The organism is Pseudarthrobacter enclensis (assembly GCF_030811655.1).
GTDB classification, from domain to species: domain Bacteria; phylum Actinomycetota; class Actinomycetes; order Actinomycetales; family Micrococcaceae; genus Arthrobacter; species Arthrobacter enclensis_A.
The window spans coordinates 1-22,967 of sequence record NZ_JAUSRE010000036.1; the positions used below are offsets into that span (position 1 = coordinate 1).

Below are 22,967 nucleotides of genomic sequence, written 5' to 3' on the forward strand. Positions count from 1 at the left end.
CCGGACATGTAGTCCCCGTCCCCCAGCGCCATGCAGGCCCCGACAACCTGGGCCTCCTGCCCGATGCTGGTGTGCACGGTGCCAGGGATCTGGCCGCGCTTAACCATCCGGGATGCCCGCTCGTCAAACCGGCGGATCCGCAACATGCGCCGCTGCATCTCCAGCAAATCCTGCGATGAAAGATCGGTATCCACGACAATTTCCTCTCGTTGGTTTCGCTCGAGGAGATTTTCGCCTCTTGACAGGTGATGTTTATCACGTTCAAACTCATCTCACAAGAAAAATCATCGTTGCATAGATATGCACAAAACTAGTCGCCATGTACTCAATGTCGAGGGGAATGGAATTCAAATGGTGGATAAGAAGCATCTGAAGCAGAAGAGGTGTGCCGCTGCGGCGGCTGTGGCAGTGGCTGCCATGCTGCTGACAGCGTGCGGGTCGCAAACTTCTTCAACTTCGTCTGCCGGTGGGCAGGGTGGCCCCATCAAGCTCGCGGCGAGCTGGTCGTTCGCCGACTCCGTCGGGTGGGCCGGAGAGATAATAGGTGCAGAGCAAAAAGCCAAGGACCTTGGGGTTGACCTTCAGGTCGTCAGTGCTGACGGCGACCCTACGAAACAGTCGAGCCAGATCTCTACCTTCATCGCCAACGGCGTCTCGGGCACCATACTCAGTCCGGTGGACGCTAAGGGTGGCTCGTCGTTGGTGAAGCAGGTGAACTCCGCCGGTATCAAGCTTGCCACCGTGGACTCCCACGTCACCGACGGCGGTGATGTGGTGACAGCTTCCGAGACCGACAACAAGGCCTGCGGTGCGATGCAGGCCAAGGCCATGCTCGACGAGGCCAAGGGGAGCCCGCTGAAGGTGCTGATGGTCGACGGGCTCAAGGGTTCCACCGCGGCCGAAGACCGCGAGAACGGGTTCATGGATACCCTGAAAGGACAGCCAAACGTCCAGATCGTGGCTCACGCCTATGGGGCCTGGTCCGGCTCGGATAGTCAGCAGGCAGTCCTGAATGCCTTCCAGGCCCACCCCGAGATCAATGCGATCTTCAACACCTCCGATGTGAACACGGTCGGCACCATCCAGGCGCTGCGCCAGCTCAACAAACTTGCCGCCGCGGGGCAGCCCGGGCACATCCTCATGACTTCAAACGACGGCTTCCCTTACGGGATGGACTTCGTACGTCAGGGATACGTGGACGCCAATGCCTCCCAGCAGATCCTCAAAATCGGCGCAGACGCGGTGCAGATGCTCGTTGATTCCATTAATGGACAGCCGGTCAAGACCCAGCAGAACTTCATTCCGCCAATCCTCGTTACCAAGGCCAACGTGGACGAGCCGACGCTGTGGGGCAACAAGCTCAAAGACTGGAAACCCTCGGACGGCTACACGTTGCCGAAGAGCTAGGCGAGAAGCGTGCCCTCCATCACTCAAGGATTACGCGACAACGCGACGCAGCACGGCGTGGGAGCGGGTCCGCGGCTTGACGGACCCGCCCTCGGTGGGTCCGTCAAGCACATGCTGGTCCTCTCGCGCTCCGCTGTCGCAGCCTTGGTCATACTCGTCCTGATCGGTGCGGTGGCCAGGCCCTCCCAGTTCCTGACCTATTCCAACGTCCACGCCGTGCTCCTCTTCTGGCCCGTGGTCGCGATCAGCGCCAGCGGGCAGCTGATCGCCATCATGAGTGGGGGCATCGACCTGTCGCTACCCGGCATTTTCAGCCTCACCGGTGCGACCGTGATGGTCCTCAACGCAGATGGGGCCGACTCGCTGGTCTCAGTGTCGGCAGGAATCGCGGTCGGGCTCGCTTGCGGAGTGGGCAACGGACTCATAGTCGGAGCTCTCAGAGTTGTTCCTCTGGCCGCGACGCTTGCCACGATGTTCCTCTTCGGCGGTCTGGCAGTCTGGATCACCGGGGGAAATACCCAATACGGCTCGCCCACTCTGCTGCGGGGCATCGCAGAGGCAGAAGTCCTTGGGATTCCCGCCAGCGGGCTCCTCGCCCTGGTGATCATGGCGACAGTGGCAATATGGCTCTACCGCTCAGTGACTGGCCTGAGGATCCGGGGGTTCGGCGACTCGGCCACCATCGAGCAGGTTGCCGGTGTGCGCCGACGCACCGTTCTGCTCTCCGTCTACGCCGCGGCTGGGGCACTGGCATCGGTGGCGGCCCTGCTGCAGATGGGCTCGTTGAACTCCTACTACCCCGGAGCCGGCCAGGAGCTGCTCCTGCCCGCTGTGGCCGCTGCCGCCTTGGGAGGGGCATCCCTGACGGGCGGCTCCGGATCAGTATTCGGTGCCGGCATCGCTGCCCTAGTGCTGGCCCTGGTCAGCAACGTGTTCGACATCATCGGGCTCTCCCCTGAAGCGCACCAGATCGGGCTCGGGATCGTCTTACTCCTGGCACTGGCGGCCGAGCGCTTCAGCAGGACGGCCAGCCTGCACGGGCTGGGCAAGAAAACCAGGAAACAGAAAGCGGGGCAAGCGGGATGACGGACATGGCCAGCGAAACCGAGCCCAGGAGCAGGCGCACCGCCCTCAGGGCGGTGGGCCTGAGCAAAGCATACGGCGACGCCACGGTCCTGGAGGGCTTCACTGCCGAGCTTAGAGCTGGCGAGGTCGTGGCCCTGATGGGCGCCAACGGCGCAGGTAAGAGCACAGCCGGGAAGATCCTGGCAGGGGCCATCGCCCCCTCCGGTGGAGAGCTGTTCAAGGACGGCACGCCCGTGCCGTTGGGTAACCGCCGCGACGCGATGAGGGCCGGACTGGAATTCGTCCCGCAGGAACTCGACCTCTGCGCAGACCTGAAGGTGTGGGAGAACATCGCCCTGGCCGACGAGCGGATGCGTCGGTTCCGGGTCGCCCTCAGCCCCGCCAGGGCGCGGCGGCGCACGCGCGAGCTGCTCACCCGCGTCGGGGCCGGCAACATCTCCGTCGAGGCCCGGGTCAATGTCCTCTCCTTCGCAGAACGCCAGCTGGTCGCCATCGCCCGCGCTCTGGCCTCGGACCCGGAGTACATCGTCTTCGACGAGCCGACCGCGTCCCTGGGCCGGGACGAGGCCGCCGAGGTCACCCGCTTAGTGCGCAGGCTCGCCGCCGAAGGGGTCGGCTGCGCCTTCATATCCCACCGGATCCACGAGATCCTCGAAACCTGCGACCACGCCATCGTTCTTCGCGACGGCAGGATCACCGCCACAGGGGCCATTGAGGACTTCACTGCGGACACCCTCGAAGAAGCCATGTTCGCGAGCTACGAGACGGCGATCACGGCACACCGGGAAACCAACCGGACCCCGACCCGGGCCCTCTCCATCAGAGAGGCCTCCCGCCGCGGGGCGTTCGAGGGGGTTGACCTCGAGGTCCAAACGGGGGAGATCGTAGGCGTATACGGGCTTGCAGGCTCCGGAATTAGCAGCCTCCTGCGATGCGCTTCCGGGGCCGAGCCCCTCCACAAGGGGCAGGTCGTCCGGTCGCGGTCCGGAGTCGAGCACAACATCGTCTCTCTGCGCAGCGCCCGTGACCAAGGGATCGGCTTTGTAAGCATGGACAGGTCAGGCGAGGGGATCTTCCCCCGCCACAGCTGCGCCGAGAACATAGAATCCGAACAAATCTCCCGTCGCTTCCTCATCACCGACAGGCAGTTGATGAAGGAGGCCCTCAAAGACGGGGCCGCCGCCGGCCTTGGCTCGGGCCGTTCCCTCTACGAACGCAACGCCGACGACATGAGCGGGGGTCAGCAGCAAAAGGCCCTGATCGCCAGACGGATGGCAGGCGGGTCGGACTGCTGGGTCCTGGACGAACCGCTGGGCGGGATCGACACCAAGACCAAGCGGGAGCTCGCGTCGCTGTTTCACCAGAGGGCATCTCGCGGGGATTCCTTCCTCGTGGCAACCGGGGACCTCAGCGACATCATCGCCCTCTGCGACCGGGCACTGGTCATGCACGGTGGGCGCCTCATCGGTAGCGTCGACGCCGTGGACGAAGGCGGCAGCGTGGTCTGGGACGACGAGAAGCTCAACCGGCTCAGGGCCTTGGCCGTAAGGCCACTCCCGCCAGGAGCCGAGGTACGCCCCACAGGAACCGAACAGATGGAGGAACGGCTATGAGCACCAAAGGATTCCTGACCGGGCTTCGGGCAGGCGGAGCCGGCATCGGCAAGGGGGCGTCCATCCCTGCAGTGCTCGTGCTCGCCATCGCTTGTATCGCAGCAGAGATCATCGCACCGCGGGTCTTCTCCGTCGGAGGCATCTTGGCCATATCGCGATCGATGGTCGTAGTCGGCATCATCGGCATCGCGATGATGATCGTTCTCGGCGTAGGTGGCATGGACCTCTCAGTCGCGGGTATTTTGGAGATGTCCGTCGCCTCCGGGCTCGTCGCCATGCACACCCTCGGCGGTGGCACCCTCACTCAAGTCGCGGTTACCCTGGCGGTAGCAACCGCGGCCGGCGTGATCAACGGACTGCTCACAGCCTATCTCGGGCTCTCGCCACTGTTGGCGACCCTGGCCACCTCGTTCATCTACCTCGCTGTCGCACTGGGCATCACCGGGGGCTCGCCGGTGGGCGACGTCGCACCGGGAGTGCAATGGTTCGGGAAGAACCTGGACACCGTGCCTATGGCGGTCATCGTGCTGGTCGCCCTGGCTGTCGTCGTTGCCTTGGTCAGGAAGTACAGCCCGTGGTATCGGCAGGCCCTCCTCATCGGATCCAACCGCCAGGCCGCTACCCTGGACGGTACACCTGTGCGCCGTCTGGAATTGCTGGCCTACACCGCCTCCGGGGCGATCTGCGGCCTCGCGGGCCTCGTAGTCACCGGCCAGCTCTCGGCCTTCACCGCAGGGCAGTCCGGGCAGCTGCTCCTACTCGCCCTGGGAGTCGTGATTGTCGGCGGGACCAACCTCTTCGGCGGCCGTATCAGCGCCTTCGGCACCCTTGCGGGGGCGGCCCTGCTGTCCATCATCACAGTCGTCCTCGCGCTGAACTACGTAGCCCCTGCCGTCCAGCAAGTCGTCCAGGGCGCCGTCCTACTCGTAGCCGTCTGCATCGCGGCGCGTGAACCGGCACGAAGATGAACTCGCCGCCTCCTGCACGACCGGCCTCAGGGGAAGGCGACAGACTACTCCCGGCATTCCCCACCGCCGCCTGGCATCCCCTGCCAGGCCCGACGGAGGACTTCGGGACCCAGGCCAACAGCAGATCCACGGACTAGGAACGAAATGACCGCTTCTTCGCCCCACCCCGCCCCAGAAGTTGTCGTGGCCGTCGACCAAGGCACCGGCTCGACGAAAGCCACAGCTATCGACCACAACGGCACAGTGATCGCCCGAGCCTCGGTGCCCGTCTCGCGCAGCGATCCACGGCCCGGGTGGGTCGAACAAGATCCGCTCGAGCTGCGCGACAGCGTGACCACCGCGATCGCCGCGCTCCTGGACCAGCGTCCCCTCAACGTCGCAGGCGTTGGGCTGAGCAATCAACGCGAATCGGCAGTCGTCTGGGACCGTGGAACGGGCCAGCCGCTGGGACCCATGCTGGGATGGCAGGACCGCCGCACCGCCGGCCGCGCCGCGGCAGCCTCACAGAACGGGTGGGCAGAGGAAGTCCGTTCCCGCACCGGTCTGCCTCTCGATCCCATGTTCTCCGCCCTGAAGCTCGAATGGCTGCTCGACCAGGTTGATCCCGACCGCGCCGGCTGCCGCTCCGGCCGGATCGCGGTGGGAACGGTCGACTCCTGGCTGCTGTTCTGCCTCACCGGCGAGCACCGGATCGAGATAGGCAACGCAAGCCGGACCCAGCTGCTGAACCTGGAACAGGTGGAATGGGACGCAGAGCTGGCCGAAAGATTCCACATACCCCTGCGCGCCCTGCCGAAGCTCGCGAACTCTGCCGAGGAATCGGAGCCGCTCGCCGGCCTCTCTCCGATCCTCAAGCACGCACGCATCCACGCAGTGCTGGGCGATTCCCACGCCGCCCTTTACGCCAACGGGGTCAGGACAACCGGGCAGGTCAAGGTGACCTATGGCAGCGGCAGTTCCATCATTGCCCTCAGCGGAGAGGCCCCGGCTGCCACGAGCGCAGGACTGGTCCGCACGATCGCCTGGGACACCGGAAGGCCCGCGTACGCAGTCGAGGGTACGATCCTGGCCACCGGCTCCACCCTGGTCTGGCTCTCCGAGCTCTTCGGAACAGACCCCTATGGCCTCAGCAGGCTGGCCGAAAGCGCCGCCTCCAGCGGAGGGGTTGACTTCGTGCCTGCGTTCTCCGGACTCGGAGCGCCCTTCTGGGACCCCAGCGCCCAGGCAATCATCAGCGGCTTCGGCCTCGGCACCACCCAGGCGGAGATCGCGCGGGCGGCATTCGAGTCCATCACCCTACAAACAGCCGACGTGCTCACAGCAGTGGAGCGCGCTGCAGGCGCTTCGCTCGCCAGCGCGCTCATCGACGGCGCCCCGGCCCAGAACGACTGGCTGGCCCAGCTCCAAGCAGACCTGTCCCAGATGGAGATCAAGCGTAACAATGTCGCCGAACTCTCCGCCATCGGAGCCGCCCACCTGGCCGGAGTATCCTGCGGCTTCTGGTCGGAACAGGAATGCGAGGGCCTGAGCCGGGACAGGACCACATTTACACCCTCCATCGGCCCTGACCAGGCCCAGGACCACAGGGAACGCTGGGCACATGCCATCCGTCGCTCACGGCTCCAGCCCACCCCAGCGCAGGCGCAACTGGCCCGCTAGAAGGGGGCCGCGACCCTTCGGGTGCCTGCGTCGGGTAGTAAATTGATTTAAGCATTCCGCCGCGCCCACCCAACGGCCGGGACCGGTAAGTGCGCGACGAGAGAGGATCGCTATGCCGAACGACTCGCTCTCGCTCATGGTCCAGGCTGCGCGGCTGTACCACGAGCAGAAACTGACCCAGCCCGAAGTCGCACAGCGCCTCGGAGTCTCCCAATCGCGCGTCTCGCGCTGGCTCAAAGAGGCCGAGGCACGGGGCATCGTCCGAACCGTCGTTGTTGCACCTGAAGGGGTCTACCCGGAACTCGAAGAACGCATACAGGACCGGTTTGGGCTCACCCACGTCCTCATCGCAGACGTACGCGGAGACGAGAGGACGATCCTCCCGGCACTAGGCAGCACCGCCGCGATGTACCTCGAGTCGACCCTGACCGATCAAGCATGCATCGGAATCTCGTCCTACTCCGCGTCGGTGATGGCCGCGGTCCAGGCGATGTCCCCCCTGAAGAAGCGCCGCGCGAAGAAGGTCGTTCAGGTCATGGGCGGAATCGGGCAGCCAGGCGCCCAGGTAATCGCGACCCAGATGGCCGACCGTCTGGCTCGGCTCACCGGAGCAACTGCGATGTTCCTGCCCACACCCGGGATCGTCTCGAACCCCGCGACCCGCGAGGCCCTGATGAAGGACGATGTCGTGGGCAGCGTCGCCGCCGACTGGCCTCATCTCACAGACCTCATCCTTGGCATCGGAAGTCTTGCCCCGTCCCCGCTGCTGCAGAGCTCGGGCAACGCCGTCTCCGAAGCTGAAATGGATCAACTGCTCGCCCTCGGAGCCGTTGGAGACGTGGCCATGCACTTCCTCGACCCAGAAGGCGCCCCCGTCCGTTCCGAACTGGACGAAAGGATAGTCGGAATCGGCCTGCCGGGACTTCTCAGAGTTCCCCGCCGCATCGCGATCGCAGGAGGAGCCAGGAAGCACCAAGCCATCCAGGCCGCGCTCCGTAGCGGCCTCGTGAACGTGCTCATCACCGACGCCGACACCGCCGACTACCTCTGCGTCGACCGAACCCCGGCCACCAGGACGCCCGGCCGCAACGGCCAATCAGAGCGACAACAGCGCCATTCCCTCAATCCTGCGGGGCGAATCGTTCAACCGGCGGGCCCTTAAAGAGCTCAACCATGACATCGCCGACGAACACCAAAGCTCACGGCTTTCAAACCCAGTCCAATCCATAGCCAGACGGGGGCCAGGATGTAAGCCTGCCAGGTCTAGCGACGGCGAATAGCCCCAAGCCGAACATGCGGCCGGCGCGTTGCCGGTGACTCCCCCGATAAGTCACCGCCCTCGCGCAAATCCACCCCCATGTTGGGTGGCTTGTGAAGCGGGAAAATATCCGACGCTAGCGTTCCATAGCTTGGCGTTCCTGCGTGTGTCCTAGTCCCAACTCCGCTGTATTTGAGGCTTGCGCAGCCGGGAGCGGCCCCGCATGACCAGGAACAGAACAGCAGAGCGGCTAGCTGTATTGACCACGGACGTTAGTGACGCTCGGCGTGGTTTGGTGACATGAAGAAGACCTCCGGGTGGAGTGGGGCTTGTCTAGAGTCCTTTTCCACACACGGAGGTCTTCGTGTCCCACCCTAACGCTTTCCTCACTCCTCGTGGCCGGTTGCAGCTCGCTCAGTGCGTTGTTGATCAGTGCTGGAGCCTGCGCCGTACCGCGGAGCGGTTTCAGGTCTCGGTCCCGACCGCTGAACGTTGGGCGAAGCGCTACCGCGAGGAGGGACCCGACGGAATGGAGGACCGTTCGAGTCGGCCACATTCCTCGCCCCGCAGGACTGCTACGCGTACCGAGCGGAGGATCATCGCCGTGCGTGTGAACCGCCGGTGGGGCCCGCCAGGATCGGCTATCTGCTGGGCCTGCACCCCTCGACCGTCCACCGGGTACTGTCCCGCTACCGGCTGGCGAAACTAACCTGGCTCGATCGCGGCACAGGACGAGTGACCCGCCGCTACGAACACGACAGGCCCGGGGATTTGGTCCACGTGGACATCAAGAAGCTGGGCCGGATCCCCGATGGCGGCGCACACCGAGTCGTGGGCAGGACCGCTGGCTGGAAGAACAAGACCGGCACCAAGGCCAACCGCCGGCCTGGCTACCACTACCTCCACAATGCCGTGGATGACCACTCACGACTGGCTTACACCGAGATCCTCACTGACGAAACCGAAGAAACGGCAGCAGACTTCTGGGTCCGGGCAAACGCTTGGTTCAAAGAACACGGAGTTACCGCCCAGCGTGTTCTGACTGACAACGGGAACTGCTACCGGTCCCATGCTTTCGCCGAAGCGCTGGGGCCAACATCCGACCCTACCGCTCAGAAGCCGAGCGGGTTGCTGCTTTCCCCGACTGGCTCCATGCCTACAATCGCCATCGAGCCCACACTGCACTCAAAGGTCGGACGCCAGCCAGCCGCGTCACCAACCTCTCAGGTCAGTACAGCTGAACGTGGCGATGGGAGCCTTGACCTGGCTGACGTGGACCTTGGTGTCCTCGTACATGCCTCGGTTGATCACCGAATACTGGCCCTGGTAGTACGGGGCGATGGCCACCTCCAGGCTCGGGCTGGTCTTCACCAGCTGCCGGCTGATGGCCAGTCCCGCGGTGATGTTGTCCTGGTGTCGTGGAGGTCCAGCTGGCGGCAGACCATCCGGGAGGCCCAGGTGCCCGATCTCGGGATGACCTGCATGACGCCGATAGCCCCGGCCGACGACACGACGTTCTGGCGGAAGCTGGGTTCCTGCTCACCGAACGCCAGGGCCAGCGCCGGGTCCACGCCCATGGACTTGGCGGTGGCGGTAATCATGGACTTGATCTCGGCCGCGGCACCGCTGAGCTTGAGGACCTGGCCCGCGTAGATGATCGAGCTCCAGCCCAGGTTGTTCATGGAGAACAGGGTCCCCCGGTGTTCAAGCATGACGGTCAACTCGCAGCTGTCTTGGGCCTGCGCTTCCCACCCCAGAGAGTCACTTCCGAGGACTTCAGAGCCGGACAGCTTGAAATCCGACAGCCAGAACTGATACAACCCGACATATACGGAACTGCCAGATGGGGTGATGGTTGAACGGCACGGATACTGTCAGAGGAACTGGCATTTCCCCACGTCAGCGCTGCCAGATTCGCCGACAACGGACAGGCTGCTTCCGGGCATCGGATGTGGCGTTGTCGCCTTACTTCAGAACTTAGAACTGCTCAGTCAGCGCTCGGCTGATGTGGCCGGCAGGCTGGGGACGTGCCCGCAGGGACGGCAGGGCCAACGAACCCCGGTCAATCCCCCTTGACATGTCTTTCATGGGACCTTCAAACTTTCCACTGATGGTAAATACTCGGACCTCGCATATATATGCTTACCAATGTCCTTCGAAGCTGCTCTAAGGCCGGATGGAGAACGCGCCACTGCCGCCTTTGAGGAAGGGTGGGGGCACGACGTTCGCTCTCGCACCGGGATTCCTCTTGATCCGATGTTCTCGGCCTTGAAGCTTGGGTGGCTCCTTGACCAGGTTGATCCGGACCGGGCCGGCTGCCGGTCAGGCCGGATGGCCGTGGGGACTGTTGACGCCTGGCTACTTTTCTCGCTGACGGGCGAACATCGCATAGAGATGGGCAACGCCAGCCGTACCCAGCTCCTGAACCTGGAGCGGGCGGAGTGGGATGCCGGTTTGGCCGAGCGGCTTGGCATCCCGGAGCAGGCTTTGCCGGAGGTTGTCGCCTCTGACCAAGTCTCCGGCCCTCTGAAGGCTCTTTCCTCTCTTGCGCGGGAAACGAGGATTTATGCCGTCCTGGGTGATTCCCATGCCGCCCTGTACGCCAACGGTGCCAGGGAACCCGGCCGGGCCAAAGCCACCTACGGCACCGGCAGCTCGGTGATTGCGCTGAGCGGGACGGCGCCGGCACCCGGGAACGGGGGGCTTGTCCAGACCATCGCCTGGAGCACCGGGAGCCCCGAATACGCCCATGAGGGGACTATCCTTTCCACGGGATCAAGACTGATTTGGCTGCCCGAACTCTTCGGCACGGATCCCTACGGCTTGAGCCGGCTGGCCGTCAGCGCACCCCCCGAACTCGGGCGTGGACCTCGTGCCCGCCTTCTCAGGACTCGGTGCTCCCTATTGGGATCCTCAGGCCACGGCCATCGTCAGTGGCTTCGGGCTGGGAACCAAACCCGGCCGAGGTGGCCCGGGCCACGGGTAGATCTGTTACCGATGTCCTGATTGACGGGGGTCCGGCCCAGAATGACTGGCTGGCCCAGCTTCAGGCGGATCTTTCCCAGCAGGAGATCCTGCGCAACAACGTAGCCGAACTTTCAGCCATTGGGGCCTCGCATCTTGCTGGAGTCGCCCGCGGATTTTGGACCGAGCCGGAGTGCGAAGCGCTCGACAGGGACCGCACAGCCTTCGTGCCCTCGGTTACTCCAGAGGAAGCCCGCGCGCGGCGGGAACAATGGGCGCACGCGGTGCGGAGATCAAGACTCCAAGCTCACACCTGAGGGGACATGGCATTCTACCAGCAGGATGCCATTCCGCGGACAGTCAATCCGGTTTCCCAGGCTGGAGAAACCGGAGGCGCGTTACGCACTACAGGGACCGTAACGTCGTGAGAGTCGCGGCCAGCGCGTCCGCCAGCTCCTGTCCCTTTGTCACGAAATGGTTGGAAAATTGGTTGCGATGTTCTTCGTGCTCATGAAAATGATGAGGAGTCAAGACACCCGAAAAGACTGGCACATCCGTTTCCATCTGTACCCTCATCAGGGCCTCCACGACGGTCTGCGAGACGAATTCATGGCGATAGATGCCGCCGTCAACCACCAGGGCAGAGGTAGCAATCCCGTCGTATTTGCCGGAGACTGCGAGCCTTCGGACCACCAGGGGAATTTCGAAGGCGCCGGGTACCTGGTAGGCGTCAACGCTGGCGGTGCCCAGCTCCTTGAGTCGGGCATGGAAGCTCTCGACGGCGCGATCGACGATGTCAGCATGCCATTGGGCGCTAACGATCGCCACTCGGAAAGATGAATTATCCGTGGGTGACAAGAGTGGTTCCTTTCTACTTAACAATGTCTGGAAATTCTTTCACGCCCGCGGGCTGCGCAGGCCGCGGTGCTATCCCATCTATGTAGCACCTATTGCGGTAGCACTTCAGGACGGCGGAAGATGTCTCAGGCCACATGCGTGTGGACCAGGGCCCGAAATCCACGGTGGACAATGCTGCGCAGGCCAAGTCCGCTTCCCGGTCCACCCACAGGAAACTCCCTGCCATGCCGAAATGCCCGAACGTGGCCGCAGAATTGTGCGGACTCGTCCAATGGGGTTCCTTGGTGCCCCGCACTTCGGCGCCGAGGCCCCAGGAGTTCTCGCCATGGCGGCCAAATCCGGGCAGCATCCCGGCCAGCCCCTGGAACTGAACCGAGGACAAGGCATCCACCACGGAGTTGGAAAGGGTGCGGGGCCGCAAAAGCTCCTGGGCGAGCCGGGCGATGTCGCCGATCGGCGCCATGCCTCCTTTTGATGGCGGCCCAGCCAGCGATGTCCGGACCATGCAGAGCGGCTTCAGGACCCGTTCGCTCAATTCACTTTCGAAGGGCCTGCCGGTTTGGGCGCTGAGATACTCCGCGGCCATTTCTATGCCCCGGTTCGAGTAGATTCTTCTGGCTCCGGGCTTCGCCCGCACCTTTTCCTCCTCCAACCCCACGCCCGAGGCGTGGGCCAGCAGGTGGCGCAAGGTGGAACCCGGCGGACCGGCCGGAGCGTCGAGGGATGCGGCCCCCTGTTCTCCGGCGACGAGGAGGGTCAGGGCGGTGAGCAGTTTGGTCACCGAAGCCAGCCGATAGACGCGTCCTTCGTCGTGGCAACCCAGGACACCTTCTGGCCCCACAACAGCGAGGGAGGGCGCGCCCGGCCACTGTTTCAGCTGGGCCAGCACGTCGGCGGCCAGGGCCGCAGACTGGGTGGCGTGCTCAGTCATGCTTCCTCTTTTCGGTGTTGCAGCGCGAGGCGTTGTGTTTCAGCGAGCCAGGAGGGTGGCGGCTTCCTGGCGGGTGGTGCCGGAGTCCTGGATGCCGTGGGCGATGTGGGCGAGTTCGGCGGGGATGTCGCGTCCTTTTTTGCGCATGGCGGTGGCCCAGAGGCGGCCGGCGCGGTAGGAGGAGCGGACCAGGGGGCCGGACATGACGCCGAGGAAGCCGATTTCTTCGGCTTCGTGCTGGAGGTCGACGAATTCCTGGGGTTTGACCCAGCGGTCCACGGGCAGGTGCCGTTCGGAGGGGCGCAGGTATTGGGTGATGGTGATCAGGTCGCAGCCGGCGGCGTGGAGGTCGCGGAGTGCTTCGCTGATTTCTTCGCGGGTTTCGCCCATGCCCAGGATGAGGTTGGATTTGGTGACCATGCCCAGGTTCCGGCCCTGGGTGATGACGTCCAGGGAGCGTTCGTAGCGGAACGCGGGGCGGATCCGCTTGAAGATGCGGGGCACGGTTTCGACGTTGTGCGCGAAGACCTCGGGCTTCGAGTCGCAGATCGCGGCAATGTGTTCGGGCTTGCCGGAGAAGTCGGGGATGAGCAGTTCGACGCCGGTGCCGGGGTTCAGTTCGTGGATCTTGCGGACGGTTTCGGCGTAGAGCCAGACGCCTTCGTCTTCGAGGTCGTCGCGGGCGACGCCGGTGACGGTGGCGTAGCGCAGGGCCATGGATTGGACGGAGCGGGCCACTTTGGTGGGTTCGAACCGGTCCAGGGGTGAGGGTTTGCCGGTGTCGATCTGGCAGAAGTCGCAGCGGCGGGTGCATTCGGAGCCGCCGATCAGGAAGGTGGCTTCCTTGTCTTCCCAGCATTCGAAGATGTTGGGGCAGCCGGCCTCTTCGCAGACGGTGTGCAGGCCCTCTTTCTTGACCAGGTTTTTCAGGCCCACGAACTCCGGGCCCATCTGGACCTTGGCCTTGATCCACTCCGGCTTGCGCTCCACCGGAACCGCAGCGTTGCGCTGCTCGATCCGCAGCATCTTCCGGCCTTCAGATGCCAGCGTCATGACCGGACCCCCATAGCCGCTGTGCCCACTCGGTGGCGTTCGGCGAGCAACGACAACGCTGCCTGCGCCTCCTGTTGCACTTGGGAGGGGTTCCAGCCGAGGCAGGGCGCCAAGTGCGAGGCGACCTCGTGGGCGATCTCGGCGGTCACCAGGCCACGGAACGCGAGACTGGTCCGGCGGATCAGCACATCGGCGACGTGGGCAACGTGCTCGCGCTCAGCCATCCAGGCCAGCTCACGTACGCTCAGCTCGGCAGTACTGCGGAGCGGGGCGTCCTGTCCTTGGGCCAGGAACGCCAAGACCTCCTCGGCGCGGGTGCCATAGCGGGCGAGCAGGGTCCTGACCCGTTGATGCTCCGCCCCGGGCCCGGTGTGGCCAGCGACCCAGCCCTGGACGCCCGCTTCATCAACGGGGTAGCCCCGTCCTCCCCCGATCGGAAGCTCCGCCGTGTTCACGGAGCGGCCGTGCCCCAGCAGCCCCAGGACCTCGTCCGCCACCTGCTCTGACAACGCCCGGAAGGTGGTCCACTTCCCGCCGACCACGCTCAGCACCGGCCGGTCCGCGCCCGGGAGCACCGAACGTTCAATGCGGTAGTCGCGTGAGACAAAACCCGGGGCTGTCTCATCATGGCGGGGCAGCGGCCGGACGCCGGAGAACGTGTACACGATGTCCTTATGGGCCACTTCGACGGTGGGGAACACGTGGTGGATGAGATCGAAGAAGTACTGGATCTCGGCGTCGGTGCACACGGGCTCCAGGTCCTCCCCCGCGTCAACGTCGGTGGTTCCCACGAGCACGCGGTCACCCATGGGGTAGATCAGCACGATGCGGCCGTCGCTGTGCTCGAAGAAGATCTCGCGGCCGCCGGTGGCGGCCAACAGCCCGGGGTGGTCCAGGACGATGTGAGAGCCCTTGGTCCCGCCCATGAACCGCGACGGCGACCCCAGGGCACCGTTGGTCGCGTCCACCCACGCTCCGGTCATGTTCACGACGACGTCCGCGGCGAAAGTGATTTCCGCACCGGTGAGCTCATCGCGGAGGCGGGCGCCGCCGTCGTCCGTCCCGACGAACGAAACGTAGTTGGCGGCGCGGGCATGCGGGCCTGCCTCAAGGCCGTCCCGGAGGGCGTCCAGGGTGAGCCGCTCCGGATCATGCACCGAAGCGTCGAAATAGGTGGCGGTGTACTTGACGTCGGACCGCAGGGCGGGCAACTCCGCCAGGGAACGCTTGCGGCCCACGAACCGGTGCCGCGGCACCGTACCGCCACGGCGCGAGAACGCATCGTAGAGGCTCAGTCCCACCTTCACCAGGAGCGCGCCGCGTTCCTGGGGCTTGCCGGAACGGTGCGTGATAAAGCGCAGCGGGGCGTTCAGCAGCCCGGAAAACGTCGAGAACACCGGGATGGTGGTCTGCAGCGGCTTGACGTAGTGCGGCGCGATGCGCAGGAGCCTGTTCCGCTCAACCACGGACTCATGCACCAGGCGGAATTCGCCGTTTTCGAGGTACCGGATTCCGCCGTGGATCATGTGGGAGGAGGCCCCGGAAGCGCCCTGGCAGAAGTCGCCCCTCTCCACGAGGACCACCTCGACGCCCTGCAGTGCAAGGTCGCGGAACGTGCCGACGCCGTTGATGCCCCCTCCCACAATGAGGACACGTGCCCGGGGATGGTCCTTAAGGGCTTGGACGGTTGACCGGACGGAGTGGTCAGTGGACACGGGAGGCTCCTGACAGGTTGTAGGACGAACGGGGGTGGGGGTCGCGGCCAGCGGGGGACGCCGTGGACGGGAAGTGGGCGGGGTGGGCGCTGTGCTGGAGCAGGGGCTTGAGTGTGCCGATCAGGGCTTCGCGGACGTCCTCGACCGTGGCCCCCGGCACTGCATCCGCGACGCAGCCGACAGATTCGGGACGGAAGTCCAGCCCCATGAGCGCGTACGCCTCTTCGAGGACGGTACGCGCCGGGCCTGAATCTTCGACCATGATGACGGCGCTGAACAGGTAGCCGTGCCTGGTGAGGCGCTGCCCTGTCCCGACCAGCTTGGCGCGGCCCGAGTGGTTGACGCTGAATTCCCCGGTGCAGTACTCGCCGGGTACGGCCCCGACACGGGCGTCGGCTCCAAGACCCTGGAGGGCCCGGGTCACCGCCTCGGCGAAGGCCTCGAAGCGTTCGCGGATCGAGGCCCGGGCATCTGGGTGGGGTGCCCAGAGGTGGACCACCATGTCACCGGGCCCGTACACCGCAAGGTGTCCACCCACGGGCCTTATGATCGGCGCATAGCCGTGTCCGGCCAGGACGGTGCGGGCCTCCACGTAGCCGGGGCGGAGGGAGTCACGGCGGCTGAAGGCTGCCGTGGCAAGCGGCCGGGAGAGGTTGAGTTCACCTCCGGCCGCGCCGGGAAGCGCGGCAAGGCTGTCCGCGATGAATGCCATATCCTCGTCGCCGGGGCGCGGCCTTGGGTCATGGACAACGCGCACGACGCCGGCGCCGAAGGGCGGGTGCGCGCCCGTCACAGTGTTCCGGGGCCGGGATTGCGCCCCGTCACCCCACGCACGGCCTCGCGCCATCCGGTGTAGAGCTCTTCGCGCCGTTCCTCCGTCATTGTCGGTTCGAATACCCGGTCGATCTGCCACCCGGTCTCCAGGTCGTCACGGCTCCAGAGGCCGACGCCCATACCTGCGAGGTGTGCGATGCCCAGTGCCGTCCGCTCCAGCTCGGTCGGGCGGAGCACCGGGATGCCGAGGATGTCTGCCTGGAACTGGCACAGGAGGTTGCTCCGCGCCGCGCCGCCATCAACTTTCAGCTCGGGGACCGGGTTCCCCGCCGCCACGAGCACGTCGATGTTGTCCCGCGTCTGGTAGGCCATGGCCTCGATGCCGGCGCGCACGATGTGCTCGGCGCTGCTCTCCAGTGTGAGTCCGACGATGCTCGCCGTGCTGTCCCGGGACCAGTGCGGTGCGCACAGGCCTGCGAAGGCGGGCACAATGTAGACACCTCCGGTGTCCGGCACCCGCCGCCCGAGCTCCTCCAGGTCGGTCTCGGGGGTCAGGATGCCCAACCGTTCCCGCATCCACTGCAGCGTCTGGCCACAATGGAACACGACGCCTTCAATCTCGTAGGAGGTAGTCCCTGCGGCCGTCCAGCCTACGCTCGCTGTGAGGCCGTCCAGGATGGCCGGCGTCGGTCCGCTGTTGGCGGTAAGTACACCCGCCGTCCCGTAGGTATTTTTCACCGATCCGGTCGCAAAACATGCTTGGCCGAACATGCCGGCCTGCTGGTCGCCCATGATCGCCATGACGGGCACGCTGGACGTCCCCGGCAGGCCGACGTCGGCCGGACGCATGTCACCAAAGTGCGAGTCGGACGGCAGTGCCGGGGGCAGCAGGCGGCCAGGGATTCCGCAGGCCTCGACAAGCTTCTCGTCCCAGTCGCGCGTATCGAGGGAGAAGAGCGCAGTCCGGGACGCTTCGCTATGGTCCGTAAAGTGCGATCGGCCGCCGGTCAACTGCCACAGCAGCCACGTGTCCACCGTGCCTGCCGCGAGTTCGCCGCGCTCGGCGCGTTCCCGCACGCCGGGGACGTTCTCCAGCACCCAGGCGAGCTTGGCGGCGCTGAAGAAGGAGTCGTTGAACAGTCCTGTCCGTTGCCGGAACTCATAGTCCAGGCCGTCCATCCGCCAGCGCTGCACGATCGCGTCCGTCTGCTTGGACATCCACATGATCGCGTTGTGGACGGGTTCGCCGGTGTGGCGGTCCCAGAGCAGGCAGGACTCCCGGTGGGTCGTGATTCCCACTGCGGCGAGATCATCGGTGGTCGCCCCGGCCTTGGTCATGACGGCGTGCATGCTCTGCCGCTGGGCCTGCCACAGCGCCATAGGGTCGAGCTCGACCCACCGCGGCTTCGGAAAGAGGGGAGTCACGGGATGGCGAGCCTCCGCCACAATCTTGCCCTCGAGAGAGACGAGGACCGCACGTGCACTCGTCGACCCTTCATCGAGGGCCAGGACATACCGGGGACTCACGGTGTGGAACCCTCGACTGCTGGCCGGTTCTCCTCGGTGCGGGAAGGGACGGCGAGCCGTTCCAGCCATTCGCGATAGCCGCGGATCTCTGCGGCCTGGCGGTTCTCGTCCCAGCCGCATTCGGCGCCCATGACGGCAGCAGCACGATCGACCGTATCGAGGCCATGCCCGGGCTCGAACGCCAGGAGCATGCGGCGGGCCAGGACATCTGTCAGAGTCTTCGCGAACTCTTGCCGTACCGCCAGGAGGATCTCGGCCTCGAGTGCACCGGTTGCCGGATCGAGGACGGGAAGTCCGACGCCGGCCCCGCCCGCCTGCGCGACGACGTCGAACGCCCGCGTCCCGTAGAGGGCCAGCAGCCGCTCGACCGTCGTGTCGGCGAGTCCTTCGGCACGGAGGGCCTGGCGCGCCTGCCCGAAGTCCCCGGCCGCGCCAGGCAGGGGAAGATTCGCGGTGACGCACTTAGGGCTTTTGCGTCCCAGCCGTTTGAAGGCGTCGTCCACCGCGTCCTCGGCAAGCTGCCGGTAGGTGGTTAGCTTGCCCCCCACCACCGAGATGAGGCCGGGAAGGTCCGGGGCGTGGTCGTGCAGGACATGGCTCCGGGGAATCTTCCACTCTTTGACACCCGGTGCGTACGGCAGCGGGCGGACACCGGAGTACGTGAAGAGGACATCCTTCGGCGTGAGGTTGGCCGTCGGAATGAGTTCGTTCACCTCACCCAACAGGTAGTCCATCTCGTCCGCGTCGCAGCGCGCCTCGCCGGGATCGGCGTCGAAACGAAGGTCCGTGGTTCCGATGAGGTACCGGCCCATCCACGGAATCACGAGGACGAGGCGGCCATCAGTCTTGGACTCGTAGTAGACCACGTCGTCCGGGGCCCCGGGAAAGGAATCAACAATCAGGTGGCTGCCCTTTGTGCCCCCATTGAGGCGTGGCTGTTCCGGGGCCCCACGACGGAAGATCCGGTCAATCCAGGGGCCGGCAACGTTGAGAACCACCGGCGCACGGACCTCATGCATCTCATCAGTCAGGGTGTCCCGGTAGCGCACCCCCACCACCCGCCCGCCTTCAAGGAGGGGCTCCTCAACCCGTGCCTTGGTGCGGATGGCCGCCCCTGCGCCCGAAGCCGCCAATGCGACTTCGGTGCAAAGACGCTCCGCATATTCGACCTGGCCGTCGGTGAAGACTACTGCCCCGTGCAGGCCGTCGGGCGAAATTCCCGGGAAGCGCCGCAGGATCGCGGTGCGGTCCAGCACTTCGTGGCCTTGGGTCTTCTTGTCGAAAGACAGCGCGTCATAAAGGATCATGCCAATGCGGATAAGCCACGCAGGCCTGCTGCTGTGCGAGCTCAGCGGCATGATGAGTCGCAGCGGCTTGACGAGGTGGGGGGCGAGGCGGAAGAGGAGTTCTCGTTCCCGCAGTGATTCGCGGACGAGTGCGAAGTCGCGGTGCTCAAGATAACGGAGCCCTCCATGGACAAGGCGGCCCGACCACGCTGAGACTCCGCTGCAGATGTCGTCCTGCTCCAACAGCACAACCCGCAGGCCCCTGACAGCTGCGTCGCGGGCGATCCCCAGGCCATTGATGCCTGCTCCGACGACTATGACGTCAAAGGGGCTGGTGAACTCCTCCATCGCAGCTTCCTTCCTCTTCCACAAGGCTGTAGAATATTTATTTGGTAGGTGCATTTACATTTAGGATGTTTCCAGTCCCGGGCTTTGCGTGTCAAGAGGGACCTAGGATGGGAACAGAGCGAAGGGAACTGGCCAATGACTGATATCGACGGGCAGCGGCTGATGATCAAGGTCGCGCGTTTATACCATACGCACGAGATGCGCCAGACCGACATCGCCAAGCGGCTTCAGATCTCCCAGTCCCGGGTTTCGCGGCTGCTGGCCCAGGCGGAGGATGCCTCGATCGTACGCACGGTCGTCGCTGTTCCCCAGCATGTCCACGCCGAACTCGAGGAGCGCGTTGAGTCACTGTACGGACTCAGCGAAGTCCACATTGTCGACGCCGTGAGCGATGACGAGGCAGAACTGGGCAAGGACCTGGCCCACACCATGGCGGCCCTCCTGCACGACGTCGCCTTCGAAGTGAACACGATTGCGGTCACTTCATGGAGCAAGACGCTGCGTCTGATGATCGACGTCATGCTGCCGATGCGCACGCGCTGCAAGCACGTCATCGAGACCTTGGGAGACCTGGGGCCGCCCGCGCTGCAGCACGACACCGCACGGTCCACCCAGCAGTTCGCCGCACTTACCGGCGCCCAGCCCGTCTTCCTCCGCACGCCAGGTGTAGCCCCGAGCCCCGAGATGAAGGAACTGCTGCTCAGTCGCGACCCGCATGCGCAGAAGGCATTGGAAATGCTCGACTCCGTGGATTTGGTACTTGTTGGCATCGGCACCGATGAGATCGATACCGACCTCCGGCCCGGCGACAACTTCTTTACGGATGAGCAGTTTGCCCGCATCCGTGAACTGGGCGCGGCAGGAGAGGTTTGCCTGCATTTCCTGGACGCCGACGGGACACCGATCGACTCGGAGCTGGAGGACCTCATTGTCGGCATCTCCAGGGAGCAGCTCAAGAATGCCCGACACCGGTGGGCTGTGGCCGGAGGGGCCCGCAAGCATCGTGCCATCCGGGCAGCGGTGGCCGGCGGCTGGGTTGACACCCTCGTAACCGATGGCGCAACCGCACAGTTCCTGATCGACTACGCCCCCGCTGCACCCCAGGCGGCAGTGGACGCGGCCCAGGCAAAGGGCACCAGCCGGCGTCGTACTCCCGCAGCGAAGGGCTGACCCGCAAGGCACCCGGCTCTTGACAAGACTGTGACACACCCCATTGCCATTGCATACTCATTGTGGTTCGCATAACGATTCACGGAAGTCCGTCCGCGTCTCCCCATGCAGCCTTGAACTTGGCATGTTCAGCCAGACGCCCCCGGGTTGAACATAACCTCGATCGGCACCGAACTCCACGATCTCCACTCCCCCAAGGAGACCATCAAGCACACCTCGATCACACGCGTCTGGCCTTTGGTGGAGGAAGTCGTCTCCCGCCTGAGCTGACACACACCAGCTCCGTGCAACCAGGAAACCCCCTGGCCGTGGTCGGCCCGGGGTTTCCTAATAGCCAGAGCGCTGCATGTTGTCGCGCCGGTGCTGGACCGTCCGTGTCACGGTCAACCCCGGGGTGCGCTCGGTGCACTCCCTGCCGCCGCAAGCACCAAGGGAGGCGTCCGACAGCCGACAGCGCATGGGATCCCGAAAAAGGCACCGGATGTGCCGTCAGGTGCCGCCCACCGCAGCGACGGTACTCTCGCCGACGTCGGCCTCTGTGACGTCGTCCGCGGCCTTTTCTCCATCAGATGGCACACACGGCCGCCGGGTGCAGTGGACGCGCCTGCCACCAGCCGGGGACGCGCCACATTCCCTGGGCAGGACGCTAGTCGGGCCTCCTGTGCGCGGGTACTCTCCCGTCAACTCGATTCGAGGTTGTCCCGAATTGCGGCCAGGAACCGGGCCCCGGTGGCGCCGTCAATGGCCCTGTGGTCACACGTGAGGGTTAGCCTCGCACGGGGTTTCCAGGCGCCGTTCCCGGCCTCTGTCGGCACGAACTGCCGGCGCGTGGCGCCGACGGCGAGGATGGCCACCTGCGGGACGTTCAGGATGGCATCAAACCCATCGATCCCCATCATGCCCAGGTTGGAGACGGTGAAAGTGCCGTCCGTGACGTCGTCCATGGTGAGCTTGCCATCGCGGGCGCGCTGGACGATGTCCCGGCGCGCCGAGGCGATGCCTGCGAGATCAAGCGATGCAGCGTCCTTGATGACAGGAACCACCAGGCCGGCCGGAGTGTCGACGGCCATGCCGACGTTGACGCGCTGGAAGCGGGTGACGGTCTCGTCAGTATAGTGGGCGTTTAGTGCAGCGTGGTCACGCAGCGCGGCCGCGCACGCGGCGAGGATGGCATCCGTGACCGTAGCGCCCGGACTGCGCTCCTTTACGCGGAGCGCAGCCCCCATGTCCGCCTCAACGGCAAGGTGGAAGGCAGGAGCCTCCCACGCGGCCACCATGCGCCGCGCGGCAGTGCGCCGGATTCCCTTGAGCGGGACGACGGTCCTGCCTTCTTCGTCGGTCGCCGTCACCGCTGTGCCCGAAGCAGGCCCCGGGCCTTGCCGGCGCAACCGTACAGTTCCATCTTCTCGATGGTCGCTTGGATCATCCGTTCCCGGCCTTCCGCCATCGCGTCCTCCAACTGGCGGTCACCCTGTGACCAGACAGCCTCAATCCCTGCACGGAATGCAAGGCGTAGGTCCGTGTCTGCATTGAACTTGTGCACTCCGGCAGCCATGGCGGCACGGATCTCATCATCCGGGACACCTGAGGCGCCGTGGAGGACCAGCGGGATGCCGACGGCGGCCTCGATTTCCTTGACCCTCTGGATGTCCAGGGGCTGCGCCGTCGCAAGTGGAACACCATGCACAATCCCAACCGAAATCGCCAGGAAGTCCACTCCCGTCTCCGCAACGAAACGCTCCGCCTCGGCAACGTTAGTGTAGTAGGACTGCCAGTCGACCTGCTGGTCGGCGTCGGGGATCTTCCCCAGTTCTGCCTCCACGGGGATGCCGAAGGAGTGCGCCACCTCGACGACTTTCCGGGTGGTGCGGATGTTCTCCTCGAACGGCAGGTGGGCGCCGTCATACATGATGGACGTGAAACCCAGCTTGATGGCCTCGAAGACTTCCTCCCAGGGTCCGTGGTCCAGGTGGATCACATACTCGGCCTCGGATTCCTCAGCGACGCGGCGCGTCATCTCATAGGCCTTCTTGAGCCCCATATGGGGGACGATCGCCCGGCCCACCTGGAGGAAAACCGGAGACTTGGCACGTTCGGCGGCCCTGACGAGCGCTTCAGTGGTCTCCTCGTTGTGCATGTTGAAGGCACCGACAGCGTAAGAGCCCTCGGACGCGTCCTTGATGATCTGGCGTGGATCGACCTGTGGCATAACCGTTCCCTTTCCTGCCCTGGACCGTCAGGCGGTCTCGATGTACGCGATCAGGCTTCGGACATCGACCGTTTCGCCTTCGGGGACGACGATTTCGGCCAGGACGCCGGAGGCCGGGGACTCGAGGGTCTCTTCGACCTT

General features: G+C 65.1%; 22 protein-coding genes and 1 pseudogene. 10 read left to right on the forward strand and 13 right to left on the reverse strand.

Annotated features, from left to right (window positions below; translation table 11 throughout):
* The coding region (locus tag J2X98_RS21350) for a thiamine pyrophosphate-dependent enzyme (protein ID WP_307312287.1) at nt 1-194 on the reverse strand (194 nt) is incomplete at its 3' end.
* Nucleotides 195-300: 106 nt separating this feature from the next.
* On the opposite strand from J2X98_RS21350, the gene J2X98_RS21355 reads away from it, so the two are divergent.
* From J2X98_RS21355 to J2X98_RS21385, 7 genes and pseudogenes are all read left to right on the forward strand, one after another.
* Complete coding sequence (locus J2X98_RS21355) at nt 301-1,407, forward strand: sugar ABC transporter substrate-binding protein (protein WP_307312289.1); 1,107 nt, start codon at nt 301-303, stop codon at nt 1,405-1,407.
* A 9-nt stretch (nt 1,408-1,416) separates the two neighbouring features.
* Complete coding sequence (locus tag J2X98_RS21360; protein ID WP_307312290.1) at nt 1,417-2,493, forward strand: ABC transporter permease; 1,077 nt, start codon at nt 1,417-1,419, stop codon at nt 2,491-2,493.
* 5 nt (nt 2,494-2,498) lie between these two features.
* Nucleotides 2,499-4,106: an ATP-binding cassette domain-containing protein gene (locus J2X98_RS21365; RefSeq protein WP_307312293.1), complete on the forward strand. Its 1,608-nt coding sequence runs from the start codon at nt 2,499-2,501 to the stop codon at nt 4,104-4,106.
* Nucleotides 4,103-5,074, forward strand: coding sequence for an ABC transporter permease (locus J2X98_RS21370; protein ID WP_307312295.1), 972 nt, complete (start codon nt 4,103-4,105; stop codon nt 5,072-5,074). Before J2X98_RS21365 ends, J2X98_RS21370 begins: the two co-directional genes overlap by 4 nt.
* 144 nt (nt 5,075-5,218) lie before the next feature.
* Complete coding sequence (locus J2X98_RS21375; protein WP_307312298.1) at nt 5,219-6,733, forward strand: FGGY family carbohydrate kinase; 1,515 nt, start codon at nt 5,219-5,221, stop codon at nt 6,731-6,733.
* A gap of 112 nt (nt 6,734-6,845) precedes the next feature.
* On the forward strand, nt 6,846-7,895 hold the full coding sequence (locus tag J2X98_RS21380; protein ID WP_307312301.1) for a sugar-binding transcriptional regulator: 1,050 nt from the start codon (nt 6,846-6,848) through the stop codon (nt 7,893-7,895).
* Nucleotides 7,896-8,355: 460 nt separating this feature from the next.
* A pseudogene (locus tag J2X98_RS21385) lies at nt 8,356-9,232 on the forward strand (IS481 family transposase).
* Here the strand turns inward: J2X98_RS21385 and J2X98_RS21390 are convergent.
* Nucleotides 9,204-9,362 carry a hypothetical protein gene (locus J2X98_RS21390; protein ID WP_307312304.1) on the reverse strand — a complete coding sequence of 53 codons (159 nt, stop codon included), beginning with the start codon at nt 9,360-9,362 and terminating at the stop codon, nt 9,204-9,206. The pseudogene J2X98_RS21385 and the gene J2X98_RS21390 overlap by 29 nt on opposite strands.
* Nucleotides 9,359-9,703 (reverse strand): transglycosylase SLT domain-containing protein, encoded by a 345-nt coding sequence (locus J2X98_RS21395; RefSeq protein ID WP_307312339.1) that lies wholly within the window; start codon nt 9,701-9,703, stop codon nt 9,359-9,361. Before J2X98_RS21395 ends, J2X98_RS21390 begins: the two co-directional genes overlap by 4 nt.
* A gap of 436 nt (nt 9,704-10,139) precedes the next feature.
* Here J2X98_RS21395 and J2X98_RS22290 point away from each other — a divergent pair, with 436 nt between their 5' ends.
* Nucleotides 10,140-10,997 carry an FGGY family carbohydrate kinase gene (locus tag J2X98_RS22290; RefSeq protein ID WP_373460946.1) on the forward strand — a complete coding sequence of 286 codons (858 nt, stop codon included), beginning with the start codon at nt 10,140-10,142 and terminating at the stop codon, nt 10,995-10,997.
* 363 nt (nt 10,998-11,360) lie between these two features.
* On the opposite strand, the gene J2X98_RS21400 is transcribed toward J2X98_RS22290, so the two are convergent.
* Genes J2X98_RS21400 through glpD form a run of 7 tightly spaced genes read right to left on the reverse strand, consistent with a single transcriptional unit; the run spans nt 11,361 to nt 19,447 of the window.
* A complete protein-coding gene (locus tag J2X98_RS21400; protein WP_307312307.1) occupies nt 11,361-11,837 on the reverse strand; it encodes a 6,7-dimethyl-8-ribityllumazine synthase in 477 nt (158 codons plus the stop codon).
* Entirely contained in the window at nt 11,827-12,744 is a 918-nt protein-coding gene (locus tag J2X98_RS21405; protein ID WP_307312310.1) for a serine hydrolase domain-containing protein, read from the reverse strand. The genes J2X98_RS21400 and J2X98_RS21405 overlap by 11 nt, the downstream gene beginning before the upstream one ends.
* Before the next feature lie 39 nt (nt 12,745-12,783).
* Nucleotides 12,784-13,797 carry a lipoyl synthase gene (lipA, locus tag J2X98_RS21410; protein ID WP_307312313.1) on the reverse strand — a complete coding sequence of 338 codons (1,014 nt, stop codon included), beginning with the start codon at nt 13,795-13,797 and terminating at the stop codon, nt 12,784-12,786.
* Nucleotides 13,794-15,512: a glycerol-3-phosphate dehydrogenase/oxidase gene (locus J2X98_RS21415; protein ID WP_307312316.1), complete on the reverse strand. Its 1,719-nt coding sequence runs from the start codon at nt 15,510-15,512 to the stop codon at nt 13,794-13,796. Before J2X98_RS21415 ends, lipA begins: the two co-directional genes overlap by 4 nt.
* Nucleotides 15,502-16,305 (reverse strand): lipoyl protein ligase domain-containing protein, encoded by an 804-nt coding sequence (locus J2X98_RS21420; RefSeq protein ID WP_307312319.1) that lies wholly within the window; start codon nt 16,303-16,305, stop codon nt 15,502-15,504. Before J2X98_RS21420 ends, J2X98_RS21415 begins: the two co-directional genes overlap by 11 nt.
* On the reverse strand, nt 16,302-17,813 hold the full coding sequence (locus J2X98_RS21425) for an FGGY family carbohydrate kinase (RefSeq protein WP_307312324.1): 1,512 nt from the start codon (nt 17,811-17,813) through the stop codon (nt 16,302-16,304). Before J2X98_RS21425 ends, J2X98_RS21420 begins: the two co-directional genes overlap by 4 nt.
* Entirely contained in the window at nt 17,810-19,447 is a 1,638-nt protein-coding gene (gene glpD, locus J2X98_RS21430; protein WP_307312327.1) for a glycerol-3-phosphate dehydrogenase, read from the reverse strand. Before glpD ends, J2X98_RS21425 begins: the two co-directional genes overlap by 4 nt.
* Before the next feature lie 135 nt (nt 19,448-19,582).
* On the opposite strand from glpD, the gene J2X98_RS21435 reads away from it, so the two are divergent.
* Nucleotides 19,583-20,617, forward strand: coding sequence for a sugar-binding transcriptional regulator (locus J2X98_RS21435; protein ID WP_307312330.1), 1,035 nt, complete (start codon nt 19,583-19,585; stop codon nt 20,615-20,617).
* Nucleotides 20,618-20,764: 147 nt separating this feature from the next.
* Nucleotides 20,765-20,887: a hypothetical protein gene (locus J2X98_RS21440; protein ID WP_307312332.1), complete on the forward strand. Its 123-nt coding sequence runs from the start codon at nt 20,765-20,767 to the stop codon at nt 20,885-20,887.
* A gap of 410 nt (nt 20,888-21,297) precedes the next feature.
* Here the strand turns inward: J2X98_RS21440 and J2X98_RS21445 are convergent, their stop codons facing one another.
* The 3 genes from J2X98_RS21445 to J2X98_RS22295 form a co-directional block, all read right to left on the reverse strand.
* Nucleotides 21,298-21,966 carry a 2-oxo acid dehydrogenase subunit E2 gene (locus tag J2X98_RS21445; protein WP_307312334.1) on the reverse strand — a complete coding sequence of 223 codons (669 nt, stop codon included), beginning with the start codon at nt 21,964-21,966 and terminating at the stop codon, nt 21,298-21,300.
* The gene (locus J2X98_RS21450; RefSeq protein ID WP_307312336.1) at nt 21,963-22,826 is read right to left on the reverse strand and encodes a class II fructose-bisphosphate aldolase; all 864 of its coding nucleotides are present in this window, start codon (nt 22,824-22,826) and stop codon (nt 21,963-21,965) included. The genes J2X98_RS21445 and J2X98_RS21450 overlap by 4 nt, the downstream gene beginning before the upstream one ends.
* Nucleotides 22,827-22,853: 27 nt before the next feature.
* The coding region (locus J2X98_RS22295) for a biotin/lipoyl-containing protein (RefSeq protein ID WP_373460948.1) at nt 22,854-22,967 on the reverse strand (114 nt) is incomplete at its 5' end.